Here is a 19,050-nt window from a genome sequence, read left to right as displayed (position 1 = left end):
GATAGTCTGCCTCGCAAGCTGGCCGTGACACGCAGGCATCGGAGGCCGACATGACGCCGTTCCGGGGGATCATCGGCCTTGCTCTGCTGGGCTTGGCGGCCATGATCGACAGCCGCCCGGCGCGGCCCGCGCCCTCCTCTGCAACGCTCGACGTCCTGCCGGACGATCTGTTCGCGACACCCGGAGCCCGGCCACCGCGCAATGCGGCGTTGCCGCCGTTCGAGCCGCGATCGGCGCCTGCGCTGTCCGGCAATCCGTTGTGGAGCATCCCGCTGTCGAGCCTTGCGGCGACCCGGGACCGCCCGCTGTTTTCCGCATCGCGCCGCCCGCCGCCACGCGCCGTTGCCGGCCCCGCCATACAGCCCGTTCCGGTAGCGCTGCCCGCTCCAACGACCGAACTTCCGCCGCCGCCGCTGGCCCTGATCGGCTCCATCGTCGGCGATACCGATGCGATCGCCATTTTCATCGACAACACAACGCAGCAGGTGCTGAGGCTGCGTCGCGGCGACAACCATGCCGGCTGGGAACTGGTTTCGGTGCTGCAACGCGAGGTCACGCTGCAACACGACGCGCGGACGGAAACCCTGTCGCTCCGCCGAACCGAAACGCCATCCGCCACCCCTTTGGTACCCAACGCACCTGCCGCCACCGCCGGCACTTCCTATGCGCCGTTTACCCCGCGCTCGACGCCCAGGAACGGCGAGTCCGACGGGTTGTAGCGGCAGCTCAGACCGTGCCACGCTGCTTTCCTCGCTTCGGAATCGGGCTATGGTAGTCGGCGGAGCGGACCCTTCCTCAGGGCCGTAAATCTCCCGTACGACCGACGCCCCGCCCGTCCTGCCATCGTTTGGAGCTTGCCTTGACCTTTCCACACGCCTCGTCGGCCCTGTCGCGTTTCACTGTGCTCGATCTCACCCGCATCCGCTCCGGCCCGACCGCGGTGCGCCAGCTATCCGACTGGGGCGCCAACGTGATCAAGATCGACGCGCTGACGGAGGACGCCGGCGGGGAGCAACCCGGCGGACCGCGGCAGGGATCGGACTTCCAGAACCTGCATCGCAACAAGCGCGCCATGACGCTCAATCTGAAAGACCCGAAAGGCCTTGCGGCGTTTCTGCGGCTGGCGGCAAAGGCGGACGTGGTGGTCGAGAACTTTCGGCCTGACGTCAAGGACCGGCTCGGCATCGACTATGAGAGCCTGCGGGCGATCAATCCCGGCATCGTCTATGCCAGCATCTCCGGTTTCGGCCAGGACGGCCCTTATCACAAGCGACCCGGCTTCGATCAGATCGCCCAGGGCATGGGCGGCCTGATGTCGATCACGGGCGCGCCGGGCCAGGGGCCGATGCGGGTCGGCATTCCCGTGGCGGACCTCACCGCCGGCCTGTTCTGCGCGATGGGCATCCTGACGGCCTTGCTGGAGCGCGACGTCTCCGGCCAGGGTCAATGGGTGCAGACCTCTCTGCTGCAGGCGCAAATCTTCATGCTGGATTTCCAGGCCGCGCGCTGGCTGATGGAAAAGGATGTGCCGAAGCAGGCCGGCAACAACCATCCCACCAGCATCCCGACCGGCGTCTTCAAGACCTCGGACGGCTACATCAATATCGCCACCACCGGCGGCAAGATCTGGGAGCGCTGCGCGCAGGCCATCGGCGCGCCCGAACTGGTGACGAACCCCGACTACGCGACCGGCCCGACGCGCTCGAAGAACCGCGATGCTCTCAATGCCGAGATCTCACGCTTCACCGAAAAGCGCTCCACCGACGAATGGGTTCGTGAGCTGAACGCAGCCGGCGTCCCGTGCGGCCCGATCTATTCCGTCGACCAGATGTTTGCGGACGAGCAGGTCAAGCACCTCGGCATCGCGCAGGACGTGCCGACGGACGACGACCGCGCCATTCGGCTGGTCGGCCAGCCCTTCACCCTGTCACGGACGCCCAGCCGCATGGCGGCGCGACCGCCGGAGTTCGGCGAGCACACGGATGAAGTCCTCGCCGAATTTGGTTTCAGCGATGGCGAGATTGCGGAATTGCGGCAGGGCAAGGTCATCTAGAACGTTTTCCGTTCCGGTAAAATCGGAACGGACCGCGCTTCCACGCTTGTAAAGCGATCGGCAAAAAATCTGACGTTCGTCAGGCAAACAGCGTGTGGACTGCCAAATAGCAGCTGATCGATGAGATCAGCGCGGCCGATGCCGACCAGGGCATCGGATCGTCGTTACGGACCGCGAAGGTCAAACCGAACCATATCATCGACAAAACGCAGAGCGGGACGAGAAGCCAGCTCATGAATTCAGCTATCGCCATGAAGACCCCGGTGAGAACGATCAAAATCAGAAAATTTACCGTGCTTACGCCATGATGCTACCAACTAACCCAGAGATTGCAAGAAAAAGCCATTATCGATCTCTTGACGATAATAATTACGCCATGATCTTAGTGACTTAGACCGAATAAGAAGACAGCGAGCAACACAACTCCCTGCAACCTCCTCGATTGAACAACCAGAAGCATGCCAATCCCCCTTGACGACGACATGTTTCGGCCGATCGTGCGCCATGCACCGCTGCCCTCGATCGATCTGCTGATCCGCGACGAACGCGGATTTCTTCTGCTGGGATTGCGCAACAACGAACCCGCGCGAGGAACATTCTTCGTGCCCGGAGGCTGCATCCGGAAGAACGAGACGATCGCGTCGGCTTTCGCCCGGATCGCGCGCGAGGAAACCACGCTGAATGCCAACATCGATCAGGCGCGATTTGTCGGAATCTTCGAGCAGATGTATCCCGCCAACCGCTTTTCCGAAGCCGGATACGGCACGCATTACGTTTCCCTCGCCTATGAGCTGAAATTGCCGGAAAGGCCGATGCTGACCCCGGACGCCCAGCATCAGGAACTGGTCTGGATGCAAAGTTACGACGATCGCGCCCATCCTTATAACCGGGTGTATTTCGACCTTTGATGACGAACCCGGCGGGCGTCACGTTGCGTTAAGAATTTTCGAACAAGATCAACGCGGTTCGTCCGCTTGAACGGTCCGGGAGTTGTTTGACGTCCCGGGGACGCCGTCGTTGGGCGCCCTGCGTGATCGAGCCGTGGTCTCGCGCACTAGGCTTTCGCATGATTCAATCCAGTCAGGACAAAGCCAAGGAAATCGCCTTCTTCGACGGCCATGCCGCCGCGGACAGCTATGACGTGTTCACGCCGGAGAGCAGCCATCGCCTGATCGCGGTTTGTGCGGGCCTGGCCAAATTCCAACCCGGCGCGCGCATTGCAGATCTCGGCTGCGGCTCCGGCGCCTTTACCCACATCCTGCAGCAGCAGGGCTATGACCCGGTCGGCATCGATATCAGCCCGAAGCTGATCGCGCTGGCGAAAGACAAATATCCCACCATCGAATTCGCCGAAGGTGATGTCGAGCATCTTCCATTTGCCGCCGACAGCCTCGACGGCGTGTTGCTGAGCGGGCTGGTCCACCATCTGCCCGATCCCGCGCGCTGTGCCGCCGAAGCCTTCCGCGTGCTGCGACCGGGCGGTTCGTTCGTCGCCTTCGACCCCAACCGCATGAACCCGTTCATGTACCTGTACCGCGACCGCTCCTCGCCGCTGTACAGCTCCGTGGGCGTGACCGAAAACGAACGTCCGGTGCTGGCGCGCGAGATCGCAGCTACCTTCGATGACGCCGGGTTCAATGTCCGGACCGATTTCATGTCGAACCTGAATTATCGCTATCTAGCGTCTGCAAAGCTGCGCTGGTTGCTGCCTGCCTATAACGCCATCGATCGCATAGCCTTCACGCCGAACCTGATGAAGCCGCTGCGCTCGTTCGTTCTAACCTATGGTGAGAAGCCGTGACCGTTGTCGAGCTCCCGATCGCAGCCCGCGCAAGCGATGCCAGAACCGCCGACGTCACCGTGATCGGCGGCGCCGGCCATGTCGGCATCCCGCTGGTCCTGTCGTTTGCGGCGAAGGGATTGCACGTCAACGTCAACGACATGAACCTCGCCAATCTCGCGGAGCTGGCGGCTGGCCGCCTGCCCTTCATCGAATATGGCGCACAGGAACTGCTGACCGCGGCGCTGCGCGACAAGCGCCTGACCTTTACCAGCAAGCCCGGCCAGACTTCGCAAGCAGGACCGGTGATCGTCACAATCGGCACCCCGGTCGATGAGTTCCTGAACCCGGAACGTAAGGTCGTGCAGGATTGCATCGAGAGCTTGCTGCCCTACCTGCGCGACCATCAACTGCTGGTGCTGCGCTCGACGCTGTATCCGGGGACCACGGACTGGATCAATGAATACCTCGCCCGCAAGGGCCGCAAGCTCAAGGTCGCATTCTGCCCGGAACGCATCGTGCAGGGCCACGGCATCGATGAGCTGGCGCGCATGCCGCAGATCATCAGCGGCACCTCGCCGGAGGCCGCAGAGGAAGCCGCCGCATTGTTTCGCAACATCGCATCCGAGATCGTGGTGCTGGACCCGATCGAAGCGGAATTCGCCAAGCTGTTCGGCAACGCCTACCGCTACATCGAATTCGCCGTCACCAACCAGTTCTACCTGATCGCCAAATCGGCGGGTCTCGACTATCACCGCATCCTGCAGGCCATGAAGCACAACTACCCGCGCGCCGGCAACATTCCGTCGCCGGGCTACGCCGCCGGACCGTGCCTGATGAAGGACACGATGCAGTTGACCGCGTTCGCGCGCAACGAATTCAGTCTGGGCAACGCCGCGATGCTGGTGAATGAAGGCCTGCCGCTGCATATCGTGGACGATCTGCGCCGGCGATATAACCTCGAGAACATGACGATCGGCCTGCTCGGCATGGCCTTCAAGGCCGAGATCGACGATGTCCGGGCATCGCTGAGCTACAAGTTCAAGAAGGTGCTGGGCGGCTACGCCCGCGAGGTCCTGACCACCGATCCGTTCGTCACCGTCGATCCCGACCTGCTGCCGTTCGCAGACGTGGTCGCACGCAGCGACCTGCTGATCCTGTGCACGCCGCACAACGTCTACAAGACCGCAGACCTCATGGGGAAGCCGGTGATCGACGTATGGAACATGCTGCCGCAGGCCGCAGATTTCGCCGAATGCACCACCGCGCCACTGGCCTATGCCGACAGTCTTGAACGATAGCGCGGAGCAGCGCGAACCCCGCGGCACGACGCCGCCGCGGGTCGATCTCGTCATTCCCGTCTACAACGAGGGCGCCAACATCCTGGCGACGCTCGGCGCGTTGGCGCGTGACGTCCGGACGCCTCTCCGCGTGCTGATCTGCTACGACCGCGACGACGACGATACCTTGCCTGCGGTCCGCGACCATCCCGAGGTCCATGCCGGCCTCGACGTCGTCTTTGTCCGCAACCGCGTGCGCGGCGCGCACGGCGCGGTGATGGCCGGATTTGCCGCGAGCACCGCCCCCATAGTCGTCGCCTATCCGGCCGATGACGATTTCAACGCCGGCATTCTCGACGCCATGACCGCGCTGATCGACGACGGCTGCGACGTCGTGTGCGCCAGCCGTTTCATGCCGGGCGGCACCATGCAGGGCGCCCCCATGCTGAAGGCCACCCTGGTACGCAGCGCGGCGTTCTTGCTGAACCGCGTCGCCGCACTGCCGACCAAAGACCCGACCAGCGGATTTCGCATGTTCTCCCGCCGCGTTATCGACGGGATCGAGATCGAATCCGATCAGGGCTTTTGCTACAGCATCGAGATGCTGGTGAAGACACACCGTTTGGGCTGGCGGATCGGCGAAGTGCCCGCGCTCTGGTATGAGCGCCAGCACGGCGCCAGCCGGTTCAGGGTGATGAAGTGGCTGCCGGCCTATCTGCGCTGGTTTCGCTATGCTTTCGCGACCACCTTCCTGCGCCGCCGCGCCGACACGGTGACATTGAAGTCCGGACAGCCGCTTGTGGATGCCGCACATGCAAGATGAATGGCCAAAAATCCTGTCGCGGCAGACCGTCAAGGTGTCTCCGTGGGTCGAACTTGTGGCGCGCGAGGTAGAGTTCACACCGGGGGAGCCCTCGCAGGTTTATCACGCCATCGCCCAGCAGGACTATCTTGCCATCGTCGCGCTGACTCCGGACGGACGTTTTCCCATCGTGCGGCAATATCGGCCGGCGCTCGAGATGTTCACTTGGGAATTGCCGGCTGGTCTCGCCGAACCGGGCGAGGATCACGGCACAGGCTGTGCGCGCGAATTGCTCGAGGAAACGGGCTATCCTGCGCGCGCCATCCATCCGTTGGGATCAGCCGCGCCGTGTAGCGGGCGCTTCAGCAACCGTATCCACTCGTTTTTTCTGCAAACCGGCGAACGGATCGATGACTTCGTTTCGGAGCCTGGTCTGTCTGTCGATCTCGCAACACCGGCCGAGCTGGTCGCGATGATCATGTCCGGCGAACTCATTCAGCAGCTGCATCTCGGCGCCCTCCTGCTTGCCGAATTGCGCGGCTTCATCACACTGCCGCGACAGGAGCCGACGTGATCCGCATCGGCATCGTCGGCTGCAATTACGGACGCCTCGTTCATCTCCCGGCTTTTCGCAGGGATACGCGCTGCGAGGTCATCGCTCTGGCCGGCAGCGATGCCACGCGCACGGCAGAGCTGGCCGATGCCGCCGGCATACCGCTGTCGTTCGGCCGTTGGGAAGATCTCGTAGGGCATCCCGACGTCGATGCCGTAAGCATCGCCGCGCCACCGCGCCTGCAAGCTCCCATCGCTCTGCGCGCCATCGCACTGGGCAAGCCGGTGTTCGCCGAGAAGCCGATCGCAGCCTCCCTCAACGACGCCCGGGCGATGGCCGCGGCCGCGGCCACCAGCGGCCTCGCCACGATGGTCGATTTCAATTTCTCCGCCGTGCTGGCCTTTCGCAAAGTGCGGGAGTTGCTCGATCAGAACGCGATCGGGCGGCTGCGCCACGTTGCGGTCAACTGGCACGTGGAAAACTACGGCACCCGCATGCGGCTGAAGAACTGGAAGACCGCCGGCGACGACGGCGGCGGCGCGCTGGGAAACTTCGTCAGCCACTCCTTGCATTATCTGGAATGGCTGTGCGGCCCGATCGCCGGACTGTCCGCGCGGCTGTCCGGCCTGCCGGATGCCCCCTTGATGGAAACCAACGCGGCGATCAGCCTGCAATTCCAGTCCGGCGCCGCCGGCCAGTTGGCGATGAGCTGCGCCTCCTTCGCGGGCTCGGGGCACCGGTTGGAATTTTACGGCGAGGACGGCACGCTGACGCTGATCAATCCGACGCCGGATTACATGCGCGGCTTTGAGCTGCATCTTGCCCGGCGCCCGGAAACGGCGCTGGCCCGCATCGAGATCGACGATCCCCTCGACCGGTCATTCCTCGCCGACGGCCGGATCGCGCCGGTCTCGCGCCTCGCCACAGCGTTCCTGGACGCCGTCGTCGAAAAACGAACCTGCACGCCCGGCTTCGCCGAAGGGTTACGGGTTCAGACTTTGATTGATGCGGCGCGCCGTGCAAATAACAGCGGCTGCTGGCTCGACATCGGGCCGAAGACGACGGAGACGCGCGCGTGAGTTCAATTCTGGTCACCGGCGGCAGCGGCTTCATCGGCTCCGCCCTCGTCAAGGCTCTGGTGCGAGACGGCCACGCCGTCCGTGTGCTGGATGACAACTCGCGTGGCGCGCCGCGCCGGCTGCAAGAGGTGGCAAGCGACATCGAATTCATCGGAGGCGATATCCGCGACGCAGCCGTCGTCGCCCGCGCCGTCAAAGGCGTCGATGAGGTGCATCACCTCGCTTTTGTCAACGGCACCGAATATTTCTACAGCGCGCCGGAACTGGTGCTCGATGTCGGCGTCAAGGGCATGATCAATGTGATCGATGCCTGCCGCAGCGAAGGCGTCGGCAAGCTTATCCTTGCTTCCAGTTCGGAAGTGTACCAGACGCCGCCCAGTGTGCCCACCGACGAGAGCGCGCCGCTTGTGGTGCCCGACCCGACCAACCCGCGTTATTCCTACGGCGGCGGCAAGATCATCAGCGAGCTGATGGCGCTGAACTACGGCCGCAAGTTTTTCGAGCGCGTTCTGATTTTCCGCCCGCACAATGTCTATGGCCCCGACATGGGCTGGGAGCATGTCGTCCCGCAATTTGCGCAGCGCGTGAAGGCGATGTCGGCGGCGCATCCCGCGGGCCGGCTGCCGTTCGAGATGCAGGGCAATGGCCGGCAGACCCGCAGCTTCTGCCATGTCGATGATCTCGTCGCCGGCGTGCTGGTGATGCGCGATCGCGGCGAACATCTCGGCATCTACCATGTCGGCACGCTGGAGGAGATCGAGATCGCCGACCTCGCCAGCCGCATCGCCGCGCACGGTGGCCGCGAGGTCGAGCTGATCGAAAAACCCGCGCCGGCCGGCGGCACCGAGCGCCGTTGCCCGGATATCGCGAAACTCGCAGCGCTCGGCTACGAACCGAAAGTGACACTGGCGCAAGGCCTCGGCCCCACGGTCGACTGGTACTGGGCCAACGAAAACCTCGCCCCTCACCGCTGACGCCTTTCAGCGCACGCCCCGGAGATCGACCGTGTTCCCAACCAAAATCGCACGCGGCGCCGGTAGCGGCGGAAGTGTCCCGGTCGAATGCTGCCAGATCTGCGGCCATGAACCACTGGAGACCGTGCTGTCGCTCGGCTACATGCCGCCGGTGAACCAGATGGTGCCGATCGGCGCGGTGCAGACGCAGCAGATCTGGTTTCCGACCAACCTGATGTACTGCAGTGAATGCGAACTGGTGCAACTCGGCGTCGCCGTCGATCCCGTCATCATCTTCCCGCCGGAATATCCCTACACGTCAGGCATGACGCGCATCCTGCGCGAGAATTTCGCGGACCTCTATGCCGAGTCCTCGAAGATGCTCGGCCTGACCAAAGACGATCTGGCGATCGACATCGGCTCCAATGACGGCACGTTGATCTCGAACTTCCAGAACGGTGGCCACCGCATCCTCGGCATCGAGCCGACCGATGTGGCCAGGATCGCCAACGACCGCGGCATCCCTACCCTGCAAGCCTACTTCTCGAAAGACGTCGCCCAGCAGGTCAAGGAGAAGCATGGCGCGGCAAAGGTCATTACCGCCGCAAACTGCTTTGCGCATATCGAGGACGTTCACGCCATCGTCGAGGGCATTGTCGAGATGCTGGCGCCGGACGGCGTGTTCATCTCGGAATCGCATTATCTGATCGGCCTGCTCGACGACCTGCAATACGACACCGTCTATCACGAGCACCTGCGCCACTACACCATCGGCAGCCTCGCTTACCTGCTCGGCATGCACGGGCTGGAGATCTTCCACGCCGTCAAGATCCCCACACATGGCGGATCGATTCGCGTCTATGCGGCGCGCAAGGGCACGCACGCGATGCAACCGAGCGTCAAGGCGCTGCGCGACAGTGAGCCTGTCGGCGAAACGATGCGTGCGCGACTGAAGACCTTCCGCCACGACGTGATGCTCTCCAAGGAGCGGCTTCACGCCATGATCCGCGACGTCAAGGAAAGCGGCGGCCGGATCTGCGGCATCAGCGCGCCGTCGCGCGCCTCCACGCTGGTGAATTATGTTGGCCTCGACTCCAACACCATCGACTATGTGGTCGAGATCGAGGGCTCGCTGAAGATCGGCAAGTGCATGCCGGGCACGCTGATCCCCGTGGTCGAGGAAAGCCGGATGTTCGATGACCAGCCGGATTGCGCCATCATCTTTTCATGGCACATCGCCGACGAGCTGGCCGCGAAACTCCGCGCCAAGGGGTTCAAGGGCACGCTGATCACGCCGCTGCCGGTGCCGCGGTTTCTTTAAGACCGATCAGCTCGCAGCCGTCGCCGGCCGCATCATGCGCCCAACGCTGGCAAAGGCCTTGTCGATCACCGGCCAGAACAGCAGCGTGATCGCGATCGTAGTGATCGTGCCGACCAGCCCGTTCGACCAGAACACGCCGACGCTGCCGCCGGAGCCGATCATCGACAGGCGGAAAGCATCCTCGGCGCGATTGCCAAGCACCAGCGCCAGCGTGAACGGCGCCAAGGGAATGCCGATTTTCTTGAAGACATAGCCGACCACGCCGAAGCCTAGCATCAGCCAGATGTCGAACATCGCGTTCTGGATCGCATAGGCGCCGATCGCGCAGGACACCACGATCATCGGCGCCACGGCGGCGAACGGTACCCGCAGGATGGAGGCGAAGATCGGCACGGTCGTCAGCACGATGACGAGGCCGACGACATTACCGAGATACATCGAGGCGATCAGCCCCCACACAAAATCCTTGTGCTCGACAAACAGCAACGGCCCGGGATTGAGTCCCCACACCATCAAACCGCCAAGCAGGATCGCTGCGGTGCCGGAGCCGGGAATGCCCAGCGCCAGCATCGGCAGCAGCGCCGCAGTGCCCGACGCGTGCGCCGCAGTCTCCGGCGCGAACACGCCCTCGATGCGGCCCTTGCCGAAGCTTTCGGGATCCTTCGAGAAACGCTTGGCGAGGTTGTAGCCCATGAAGGACGCCGCGATCGCGCCGCCCGGCGTGATGCCGAGCCAGCAGCCGATGAAGGACGAGCGCAGCAGCGTCATCCAGTATTTCGGCAGGTCCTTCCAGACGTTGATGACGACGCGCAGGCTGATCTTGGCGGCATGGCCTCGCAAGGCGAGGCGCTCCTCCATCGTCAGCAGGATCTCGCTGATGCCGAACAGGCCGATCACCGCGACCAGGAAGTTGATGCCGCGCAGCAGTTCGTTGGAGCCGAACGTCATGCGCAACGTGCCGGACACGGTGTCCATGCCGACGCCGGCAATCAGAAGCCCCAGCGCCATCGAGATAACGGTCTTGTGCTTGGCCTCGCGGCCGAGGCCGACGAAGGAGCAGAACGTCAGGAGATACACCGCGAAGAATTCCGGCGGTCCGAATTTCAACGCGAAGGACGAGATCATCGGTGCGAGGAAGGTGATCAGCAGCACGGCGACCAGCGAGCCGATGAACGACGAGGTGAAGGCCGCCGTCAACGCTTCTGCCGCGCGGCCCTGCTGCGCCATCGGATAGCCGTCGAAGGTGGTGGCCACCGACCACGCCTCGCCGGGGATGTTGAACAGGATCGAGGTGATGGCGCCGCCGAACAACGCGCCCCAATAGATGCAGGACAGCATCACGATGGCCGAGGTCGGATCCATCGTGAAGGTCAGCGGCAGCAGGATGGCGACGCCGTTCGGACCGCCCAGCCCCGGCAACACGCCGACGAAGATGCCGAGCACCAGCCCGATCACCATCAGCGCCATGATCTTCCACGTCATCAGCACGGCGAAGCCGTGCAGCAGCAGTCCGAAGGCTTCCATCAGATCAGTCCTAGCGGCCGAAGGCCGCTTCGAGCGGTCCCTTCGGCATGATGACGTCGAAGGCGATATCGAAAGTGGCGAACATGATCGCCGTGAAGATGAAGGCGGTGAGCACCGATTTCCACCACGCGATCTTGCCGACGAAGCGCATGAAGCCTGCGATCAGCAGGAAGCTCGCGACATAGAGCCCGAGATACTGCATCGCGAGACAAAAAGCGGCGGTCGGCAGGAACACCAGCATCACGCGGCGCAGTTGCGCGCGGGTGACAAACGCGTCCGACGATCCGCCGCGCGCGAGCAGCGTGGTAACGAGGCCGAACAGGCTGGCGCCGCCCAGGATCACCGAAAGATAGAACGGGAAGTAACCGGGCTGCGGCCCGGTATCGTCCCAGGAAATGCCGGTCGAGTAATTATCGACCCCGAGCGTCACCGCCAGCCCGAGCAGCAATAGCGAGACGATGATCTCCACCGTGCGCGTGCTGCAGACCGCCGGCGAATCCGGCTCCGGCGCGGTGGGATCGTCGACGATGATTTCGAGGTCGGTATTGGACATGGGAATTTTTCTAAGGCGTGAGGTGCGTTTCCCGGACGCGGTGCGGCATTTTTATGCCGCTCCGCAGATCCGGGATCACGGTTTGGTGAAAGAAAGCTGGGCCCCGGATCTGCGGCGCACCACGCCGCCTCCGGGGAACGGGACCTACTTCGCCACAAATCCCGCTTCGGTCATCAGCGCCTTGTTGATCGCGTCATCCTCTTCGAGGAACTTGAGCATCGCATCGCCCTTCAGGAAGATCGGCTTCAGCGCCTGCTTCTCCATGTAGTCCTTGTATTCAGCCGTCTTCGTCACCTTCTCGAACAGGTCGACATAGAACGCCTGCTGTTCCGCCGTCACCTTGCCGGGGAGGAACATCGCGCGCAGCATCAGATACTGCACGTCGAGGCCCTCCTCCTTGCAGGTCGGGATGTCGTTCCACGACTGCGTCTCGGTGACCTTGGTAGTGTAGGAGATGCGCTCCTTGTCGAACACGCACAGCGCGCGGACCTGGCCGGCGCGCCAGACTTCGAGATTGTCGGAGGGGTTGTTGATGTTCGCCTCGGTGTGGTTGCCGACCAGCTGCGTCGCCGCCTCGCCGCCGGACTTGTACGGGAGGTAGGAGAACTTCGCGCCGGTCTTCTTTTCCATGAACACCGTCAGAACGTGGTCTTCGCGCTTGGAGCCGGTGCCGCCCATCTTGAACGGCGCAGGTGCCGCCTTCGCGGCATCAATGAATTCTTTCACGGTCTTCGGACCGGCCGCGTTGTCCCACAATACGAACTGATCCATCGCCACCACGGCGACCGGCGTGAGATCGCGCCAGTTGAACGGGATTTTCGCCGACAGCGGCAACATGTAGATCAGTGAATAGGCGACCATCACCTTGTTGGCGTCGCCGTCGCTGGATTTCATGTAGATCAGCGCTTCGGCACCCGACGCGCCGCCCTTCAGCGACACGATCACCGGGGCCTTCATCAGATTGTTCTTCTGGATCGCGGCCTGCATCATCCGCGCCATCTGGTCGGAAGCGCCGCCGGCACCCGCCGCGACCACGATTTCCACCGGCTTGGTCGGCTCCCAGGCTGCTGACGCCGACATGATCGGCGCGCTCACCAGCACGGCCGCCAGCGCGGCTGTGGCCCGTATCAACTTGGACATGGTCTCATCCCTATATCGTCTGGCGCGGGCTCGAACGGCCCGCTTATCCCGGTCGGTATCTTGCGGTCTATTGGACGTGACTTCAAGCATGCCGCCCTGATGCACAAGACGACTTTGGTAGGTCGCGGCGGGCGCGGGGCGTCCGCCGCGCGGCGGCTACTTGCCCTGCCAGTTCGGCTTGCGCTTGTTCAGGAAGGCGTCCATGCCCTCGCGGAAATCCTCGCTCAGATAGGCTTTCAGCACGAGGTCCTGGCCCTCTTCGCGAGTCAGCTTGGGACGCAGCCGGCGCACCGCTTCCTTGGTGACTTCGAGGGTGATCGGCGCGTGGCTGGCGACCAGTTGCGCGGTCTCCAGCGCGCGGCGTTGCAGCGTCTCGACATCCGGCACGATCTCGTTGATCAGGCCGAGCGCCAGCGCCTCCGGCGCCTCGATCAGCCGGGCGGTGAAGATCATGTCCTTGGTGCGGGCCGGGCCGACCAGCGCCATCACGCGGCTGATGTTGGACATCGACAGGCAGTTGCCCAGCGTGCGCGCGATCGGAAAGCCCATCCGCGTCGCGGCGGTTCCGATGCGCAGGTCGCAACAGGCGGCGATGCCGGCGCCGCCGCCGGTGCAGGCGCCGGCAATCGCGGCAATGGTCGGCACCCGGCAGGTTTCCAGCGAGGTCAGCACGCGGTCGATGCGCGACTCGTAGTCGAGTGCGTCCTGCGCGGTCTTGAAGGCGCGAAACTGCGAGATATCGGTGCCCGACGCGAACGCCTTGTCGCCGGTACCGGTCAGGATGATCGCCTTGATCGAGTGGTCGGTATTGGCCGCCTCGCAGATTTCCGCCATCCGCTCATACATCGCGAACGTCATCGCGTTGCGCGCCTGCGGGCGGTTAAAGGTGATGCGGGCGATGCCGCCCTCGACGGAATAGAGCAGGTCTTCGGTGGCAGGTGCCGGGGCGTCCATGATGGTTCTTTCTCTTGGATAGCTGATGCTACCGCACGATAGCGGCCGGAGCGCGCGCGCTCCAGCCAAGTTTGAGTGACGGAGCCTTACGCGACGGCCGATTTGGGCATCTGGACGACGTCCCGGCCCTTCAGCACTTCCATCGCGGCCATCACGCCACCGGCGCGGTGCGGCACGCGGGCGAGATCGAGGCCCATCTCGACGCCGGCCAGCGTTCCCATCAGCATCAGGTCGTTGAAGTGGCCGATATGGCCGATGCGGAAGATCTTGCCCTTCCACTTCGCCAGCCCCGTCCCCAGCGACATGTCGAAGTTCTCCAGCACGACCTTGCGGAACGCATCCGCATCGTGGCCTTCGGGCATCATCACAGCCGTCAGCGCCGGCGAGTGGTCATGGGCCTCGATGGAGACCGTCTCCAGACCCCATGCCTTCACCGCGGCGCGGGCGGCAGCGCCGTGACGCTTGTGGCGGGCGAACACATTGGCCAGCCCCTCTTCCTCGAGCATCGCGATGGCTTCCTTGAGCCCGTACAGCACGTTGGTCGCAGGCGTATAGGGCCAGGAGCCGAGCTTGTTGGCGTTGATGACTTCCTGCCAATCCCAATAGGCGCGGAACGAACTGTTCGCCTTGGAGGCGGCCAGCGCCTTGTCGGAGATCACGTTGAAGCCGAGGCCGGGCGGCAGCATCAGGCCCTTCTGCGAGCCGGCAACGGTGACATCGATGCCCCAGGCGTCGTGCTCATATTCCAGCGAACCGATGCCGGACACGGTATCGACCATCAGCAGCGCCGGGTGCTTCGCCCGGTCGATCGCATGGCGAACTTCCTGGGGATGGGTGACGCAGCCGGTCGAGGTCTCGTTGTGGACCACCATCACCGCCTTGATGGCGTGCGCCTTGTCGGCGTGCAGGCGGGCCTCGATCTGGGTGAGGTCGGCGCCGTGACGCCAGTCACCGGGAACCAGTTCGACGTCGAGCTTGAACTTCTCCGCGATGCTGCGCCACAGCGCGGCGAACTGGCCGGTTTCGGCCATCAGCACCCGGTCGCCGGGCGACAGCGTGTTGACGATGGCGGCTTCCCAGGCGCCGGTTCCCGAAGACGGATAGATGATGACCGGCTGTTTGGTTTTGAAGATCCGCTGCGAGCCGGCCAGCACGTTGTGGCCGAGTTCAGCGAATTCCGGACCGCGGTGATCCAGCGTGGGCATATCCATCGCCCGCAGCACGCGATCGGGCACGTTGGTCGGACCGGGAATCTGCAGGAAATGCCGTCCGGTGTGCACAGTCATATGGTGTCCTTCCCAGGGGGTAGCTTTTCATTGAGGCGCCCGGATAGCACTTTTCCGGAGGCTTGTCGCCCGTCTGGCATACCAGATACCGTTAGAAAAACGTGGGGCAGCTATGAGGTTTTCTTATCTCGCTTTGCAGCACGTCGGTGCTTGCCAAGCCGAATCCCGGATGCAAGACAGCTAGCCAAAGGCGGGCATCCGCGGGGTGCTTCGATACGGGATGAGACGAATGGCCAAGGCCACTATAGTCCGGAGTTCGGCAGCCGACAGCGCGCTGGCCGCGCGGCTGACGCGCGAAGTCTCGGGCGACGTGTTCTTCGACCCCTTCAACCGCGGCCGCTACGCAACCGACGCCTCGTTCTACCAGATCGTGCCGTTCGGCGTTATTGTGCCCCGCACCATAGACGAGGCGCTGCGCGCGCTGGCGATCTGCCGCGACGACGGCCGTATCGTCACGCCGCGCGGCGGCGGCACCTCGCAATGCGGCCAGACCGTCAATGACGGCATCGTCATCGATCTCTCCAAACACCTCAACAAGCTCATCTCGCTGGATGTCGCGGGCCGCAGCTGCGTGGTCGAGCCCGGCATCGTGCTCGACGACCTCAACCGCCAGTTGAAGAAGCACGGGCTGTGGTTTCCGGTCGATGTCTCCACCGCGTCGCGCGCGACCATCGGCGGCATGGCGGGCAACAATTCCTGCGGCGGCCGCTCGCTGCGCTACGGCACGATGCGCGACAACACCATCGCAATGGACGCGGCCCTCGCCGACGGCACGCTGTTGCATTTCGGCGAAGTGAATGCCGGTGACGATGGCCCTGCTTTGTTCAACGACATGCTGGCGCTAGGCCGGCGCGAGGCGAGCGAGATCGCCGAGCGCTTTCCAAAAGTGCAGCGCCGCGTCGGCGGCTACAATCTCGATGCGCTTGTGCCGAAGAACACCGCCAACAACATGGCGCACCTGCTGGTCGGCTCCGAAGGTACGCTGGCCTTCACGACACAGGTCGAGTTGAAGCTGTGGCCCTTGATATCAAACAAGGTGCTCGGCGTCTGCCACTTCGGCAGCTTCTATGAGGCGATGGACGCGGCCCAGCATCTGGTCAAGCTCAAGCCTATCGCTGTCGAACTGGTCGACCGCACCATGCTGGCTCTGGGCCGCGACATCGAGATGTTCAAGCAGATCATCGGCACGGCGGTGCGCGGCGATCCCGATGCGGTGCTGATCGTCGAATTCGCCGAACAAGACCAGAGCGACAACACCGCGAAGTTGAAGCAGCTCGGCGAGTTGATGGCCGACCTTGGATTTGGCTGGGATAACCCGAAGCGCAAATGGGGCGGCGTGGTCGAGATCACCCAGCCCGCCTTGCAGACCGGCATCGCCGAATTCCGCGCCGCTGGACTCAACGTCATGATGTCGATGAAGCAGGAGGGCAAGCCGGTCTCCTTCATCGAGGACTGTGCCGTGCCGCTGCCGCATCTGGCTGATTACACCGAGCGGCTGTCCGGCATTTTCGCCAAACACGGCACCACCGGCACGATGTATGCGCACGCCTCCGAAGGCTGCCTGCATGTCCGCCCGGTGCTGAACCTCAAGCTCGACAAGGACGTGAAGGCGATGCGCGCCATCGCTGAAGAGACCTTCGCGATGGTCAGGGAATACAAGGGCTCGCATTCCGGCGAGCATGGCGACGGCATCATGCGCTCGGAATTCCACGCGCAGATGTTCGGCGATCGCATCGTCGCGGATTTCGCCGAGATCAAGCGCCGCTTCGACCCCGGCAATGTGCTGAACCCCGGCAAGATCGTCGATCCACCCAAGATGGACGACCGCTCGCTGTTTCGGTTTCCGCCGGGCTATCGCATCGACGAGTTGAAGACCGTGCTGGACTGGTCGGCCTGGCCCGGCGCCGGCGGCGGCTTCCAGGGCGCGGTGGAGATGTGCAACAACAACGGTGCCTGCCGCAAGCTCGAGGGCGGCGTGATGTGCCCTTCCTACCGCGCCACGCGCAACGAACAGGACGTGACGCGCGGCCGCGCCAACAGCTTGCGCCTCGCCATTTCCGGCCAGCTCGGCCCGGACGCGCTGACGTCGGATGCGATGGCGGATACGCTGAAGCTCTGCGTATCGTGCAAGGCCTGCCGCCATGAATGCCCGACCGGGGTGGACATGGCGAAGATGAAGATCGAGGTGCTGGCCGCGCGGGCAAAGAAACATGGCCTGACGCTGCGCGACCGCCTCGTCGGCTATCTCCCGCATTACGCAGCACTCGCCGCGCGCCTCGCGCCGCTGGCGAACCTGCGCAACAAGAGCCCGTGGCTGCGCCGCCTGCTGGAGCGCTTTGCCGGCATCAGCGCCAGGCGCGACCTGCCGGCGTGGCGGCGCGATGTGTTTCGCGCCGACGCGGACACCGTCGGCGCTGCCGATGGCCGCGAGGTCGTGCTGTTCGCGGACACCTTCAACCGCGCCTATGAGCGCGAGAATATCGACGCCGCGATCCAGGTGCTGGTCGCCGGCGGCTACCGCGTGCATCTGCCAAGGCCGGCGGATGATGGCCGCGCGCTGTGCTGCGGACGCACCTTCCTGTCGGCTGGCCTCGTCGACAACGCCCGCGCCGAGCTCGACCGTCTGGTCGCCACCTACGCGCCGTTCGCCGCGCGCGGCGTGCCGATCGTAGGCCTCGAGCCGAGCTGTCTGCTGACGCTGCGCGACGAGCTGTTGTCGCTGCGCTCCGACGACGCGGCGAAGAGCGTCAGCGCGCACGCACTTTTGTTCGAGGAATTCCTGGTCCGCGAGGCCGAGGCCGGGCGTTTGCAACTGCCGCTCAACCCTGTCGGCGACAGAGCGCTGCTGCATGGCCACTGCCACCAGAAATCGTTTGGCGCGTTCACGCCGGTGCAGCAGGTGCTGCGACTGATCCCCGATCTCGCGGTCGAGACGATCGAGAGCAGTTGCTGCGGCATGGCCGGCGCGTTCGGCTACGACGCCGACACCTATGACGTCTCGATGCAGATGGCCGAAGCGTCCCTGCTCCCCGCCGTGCGCAAGGCCGACGACGCCACCCTCATTGTCGCTGACGGCACCTCGTGCCGGCACCAGATCTCCGACGGCGCGTCGCGCAGCGCCCTGCATGTCGCGCGCGTGCTGGCGATGAGCCTCGACAGCGCCGCCACCCGCCACTAGTTTACCGCCAGCTCACAAAGGACTCCTTCATGGCCGACCTCACCCTTGCACTTGCCCAAAAAATCCTCGACGCCGCGCTCGCCAAGGTGATCGAAAAGAAACTCAAGCCGATGGTCATCACCGTGCTCGACGCGCGCGGCTGCGTAAAGCTCTCGCTGGCGCAGGACGGCACCAGCCTGATGCGCAACGAAATCGCCCACGGCAAGGCCTATGGGGCGCTGGCGATGGGCATGGGCTCGCGCGCGATCTTCACGCGCGCGCAGGAACAGCCTTACTTCATCGCCGCCGCCAACACGCTGGCACAGGGCGCGATGATCCCGGTCCCCGGCGGCGTGCTGTTCCACGATGCATCAGGTGCTCTGCTCGGCGCGGTCGGCATTTCCGGCGACACCTCGGACAATGACGAGATCTGCGCCATCGCCGGCATCGAGGCCGCCGGACTGAAAGCCAACGCCGGCTAGTTCTGCTATCGCCGCGCATCGCCGGCTAATTCAAGACGTAGGATATGCAGAACGTCTTCGCGAAACCCGTCTATCACACGCACGAAGGCGACGGGTTTCGCTGCGCTCTACCCATGCTAGAATCAGCCGCCCT

The 19,050-nt window shown here is 64.0% G+C and carries 18 protein-coding genes; 12 read left to right on the top strand and 6 right to left on the bottom strand.

The annotated features are described in order from the left end of the window. Positions 1 to 50 precede the first annotated feature (50 nt). Both JWQ24_RS10225 and JWQ24_RS10220 read left to right on the top strand, forming a co-directional pair. On the top strand, positions 51 to 719 hold the full coding sequence (locus JWQ24_RS10225; protein WP_299807250.1) for a hypothetical protein: 669 nt from the start codon (positions 51 to 53) through the stop codon (positions 717 to 719). Between the two features lie 140 nt (positions 720 to 859). After that, entirely contained in the window at positions 860 to 2,053 is a 1,194-nt protein-coding gene (locus JWQ24_RS10220) for a CoA transferase (protein WP_299807248.1), read from the top strand. Between the two features lie 79 nt (positions 2,054 to 2,132). Here the strand turns inward: JWQ24_RS10220 and JWQ24_RS10215 are convergent, their stop codons facing one another. Continuing rightward, positions 2,133 to 2,330: a hypothetical protein gene (locus JWQ24_RS10215; RefSeq protein ID WP_299807246.1), complete on the bottom strand. Its 198-nt coding sequence runs from the start codon at positions 2,328 to 2,330 to the stop codon at positions 2,133 to 2,135. A gap of 181 nt (positions 2,331 to 2,511) precedes the next feature. Between JWQ24_RS10215 and JWQ24_RS10210 the strand changes: the two genes are divergently transcribed. From JWQ24_RS10210 to JWQ24_RS10175, 8 genes are all read left to right on the top strand, one after another. Further along, a complete protein-coding gene (locus JWQ24_RS10210) occupies positions 2,512 to 2,961 on the top strand; it encodes an NUDIX domain-containing protein (RefSeq protein WP_299807244.1) in 450 nt (149 codons plus the stop codon). Between the two features lie 158 nt (positions 2,962 to 3,119). Further along, positions 3,120 to 3,854: a class I SAM-dependent methyltransferase gene (locus tag JWQ24_RS10205; protein ID WP_299807242.1), complete on the top strand. Its 735-nt coding sequence runs from the start codon at positions 3,120 to 3,122 to the stop codon at positions 3,852 to 3,854. Next, positions 3,851 to 5,134, top strand: coding sequence for a nucleotide sugar dehydrogenase (locus JWQ24_RS10200; protein WP_299807240.1), 1,284 nt, complete (start codon positions 3,851 to 3,853; stop codon positions 5,132 to 5,134). The genes JWQ24_RS10205 and JWQ24_RS10200 overlap by 4 nt, the downstream gene beginning before the upstream one ends. Beyond that, a complete protein-coding gene (locus JWQ24_RS10195) occupies positions 5,124 to 5,936 on the top strand; it encodes a glycosyltransferase (RefSeq protein WP_299807238.1) in 813 nt (270 codons plus the stop codon). The genes JWQ24_RS10200 and JWQ24_RS10195 overlap by 11 nt, the downstream gene beginning before the upstream one ends. Continuing rightward, positions 5,926 to 6,489 carry an NUDIX hydrolase gene (locus JWQ24_RS10190; RefSeq protein WP_299807236.1) on the top strand — a complete coding sequence of 188 codons (564 nt, stop codon included), beginning with the start codon at positions 5,926 to 5,928 and terminating at the stop codon, positions 6,487 to 6,489. The genes JWQ24_RS10195 and JWQ24_RS10190 overlap by 11 nt, the downstream gene beginning before the upstream one ends. After that, entirely contained in the window at positions 6,486 to 7,547 is a 1,062-nt protein-coding gene (locus JWQ24_RS10185; protein ID WP_299807234.1) for a Gfo/Idh/MocA family oxidoreductase, read from the top strand. Before JWQ24_RS10190 ends, JWQ24_RS10185 begins: the two co-directional genes overlap by 4 nt. Then, the gene (locus JWQ24_RS10180) at positions 7,544 to 8,521 is read left to right on the top strand and encodes an SDR family NAD(P)-dependent oxidoreductase (RefSeq protein WP_299807232.1); all 978 of its coding nucleotides are present in this window, start codon (positions 7,544 to 7,546) and stop codon (positions 8,519 to 8,521) included. Before JWQ24_RS10185 ends, JWQ24_RS10180 begins: the two co-directional genes overlap by 4 nt. A gap of 31 nt (positions 8,522 to 8,552) precedes the next feature. Then, the gene (locus JWQ24_RS10175) at positions 8,553 to 9,821 is read left to right on the top strand and encodes a class I SAM-dependent methyltransferase (protein ID WP_299807230.1); all 1,269 of its coding nucleotides are present in this window, start codon (positions 8,553 to 8,555) and stop codon (positions 9,819 to 9,821) included. Between the two features lie 6 nt (positions 9,822 to 9,827). Here JWQ24_RS10175 and JWQ24_RS10170 read toward each other — a convergent pair whose 3' ends face one another. The 5 genes from JWQ24_RS10170 to JWQ24_RS10150 form a co-directional block, all read right to left on the bottom strand. After that, positions 9,828 to 11,345: a tripartite tricarboxylate transporter permease gene (locus JWQ24_RS10170; RefSeq protein ID WP_299807228.1), complete on the bottom strand. Its 1,518-nt coding sequence runs from the start codon at positions 11,343 to 11,345 to the stop codon at positions 9,828 to 9,830. A gap of 10 nt (positions 11,346 to 11,355) precedes the next feature. Then, a complete protein-coding gene (locus JWQ24_RS10165; RefSeq protein WP_299807226.1) occupies positions 11,356 to 11,898 on the bottom strand; it encodes a tripartite tricarboxylate transporter TctB family protein in 543 nt (180 codons plus the stop codon). Positions 11,899 to 12,042: 144 nt separating this feature from the next. Next, entirely contained in the window at positions 12,043 to 13,038 is a 996-nt protein-coding gene (locus JWQ24_RS10160) for a tripartite tricarboxylate transporter substrate-binding protein (protein ID WP_299807224.1), read from the bottom strand. Positions 13,039 to 13,194: 156 nt separating this feature from the next. Further along, the gene (locus JWQ24_RS10155; RefSeq protein WP_299807222.1) at positions 13,195 to 13,992 is read right to left on the bottom strand and encodes an enoyl-CoA hydratase/isomerase family protein; all 798 of its coding nucleotides are present in this window, start codon (positions 13,990 to 13,992) and stop codon (positions 13,195 to 13,197) included. 86 nt (positions 13,993 to 14,078) lie between these two features. Next, a complete protein-coding gene (locus JWQ24_RS10150; RefSeq protein ID WP_299807221.1) occupies positions 14,079 to 15,278 on the bottom strand; it encodes an aminotransferase class V-fold PLP-dependent enzyme in 1,200 nt (399 codons plus the stop codon). 229 nt (positions 15,279 to 15,507) lie between these two features. Between JWQ24_RS10150 and JWQ24_RS10145 the strand changes: the two genes are divergently transcribed. Both JWQ24_RS10145 and JWQ24_RS10140 read left to right on the top strand, forming a co-directional pair. Beyond that, a complete protein-coding gene (locus JWQ24_RS10145) occupies positions 15,508 to 18,456 on the top strand; it encodes an FAD-binding and (Fe-S)-binding domain-containing protein (protein WP_299807220.1) in 2,949 nt (982 codons plus the stop codon). Positions 18,457 to 18,485: 29 nt separating this feature from the next. Next, a complete protein-coding gene (locus tag JWQ24_RS10140) occupies positions 18,486 to 18,917 on the top strand; it encodes a heme-binding protein (protein WP_299807219.1) in 432 nt (143 codons plus the stop codon). Positions 18,918 to 19,050 lie beyond the last annotated feature (133 nt).

This window comes from Tardiphaga sp. (assembly GCF_028290495.1).
Taxonomy (GTDB): Bacteria; Pseudomonadota; Alphaproteobacteria; order Rhizobiales; family Xanthobacteraceae; genus Tardiphaga.
The sequence above is the reverse complement of the archived record's forward strand: the minus strand, read 5'-3'. Positions and strand labels throughout refer to the sequence as shown.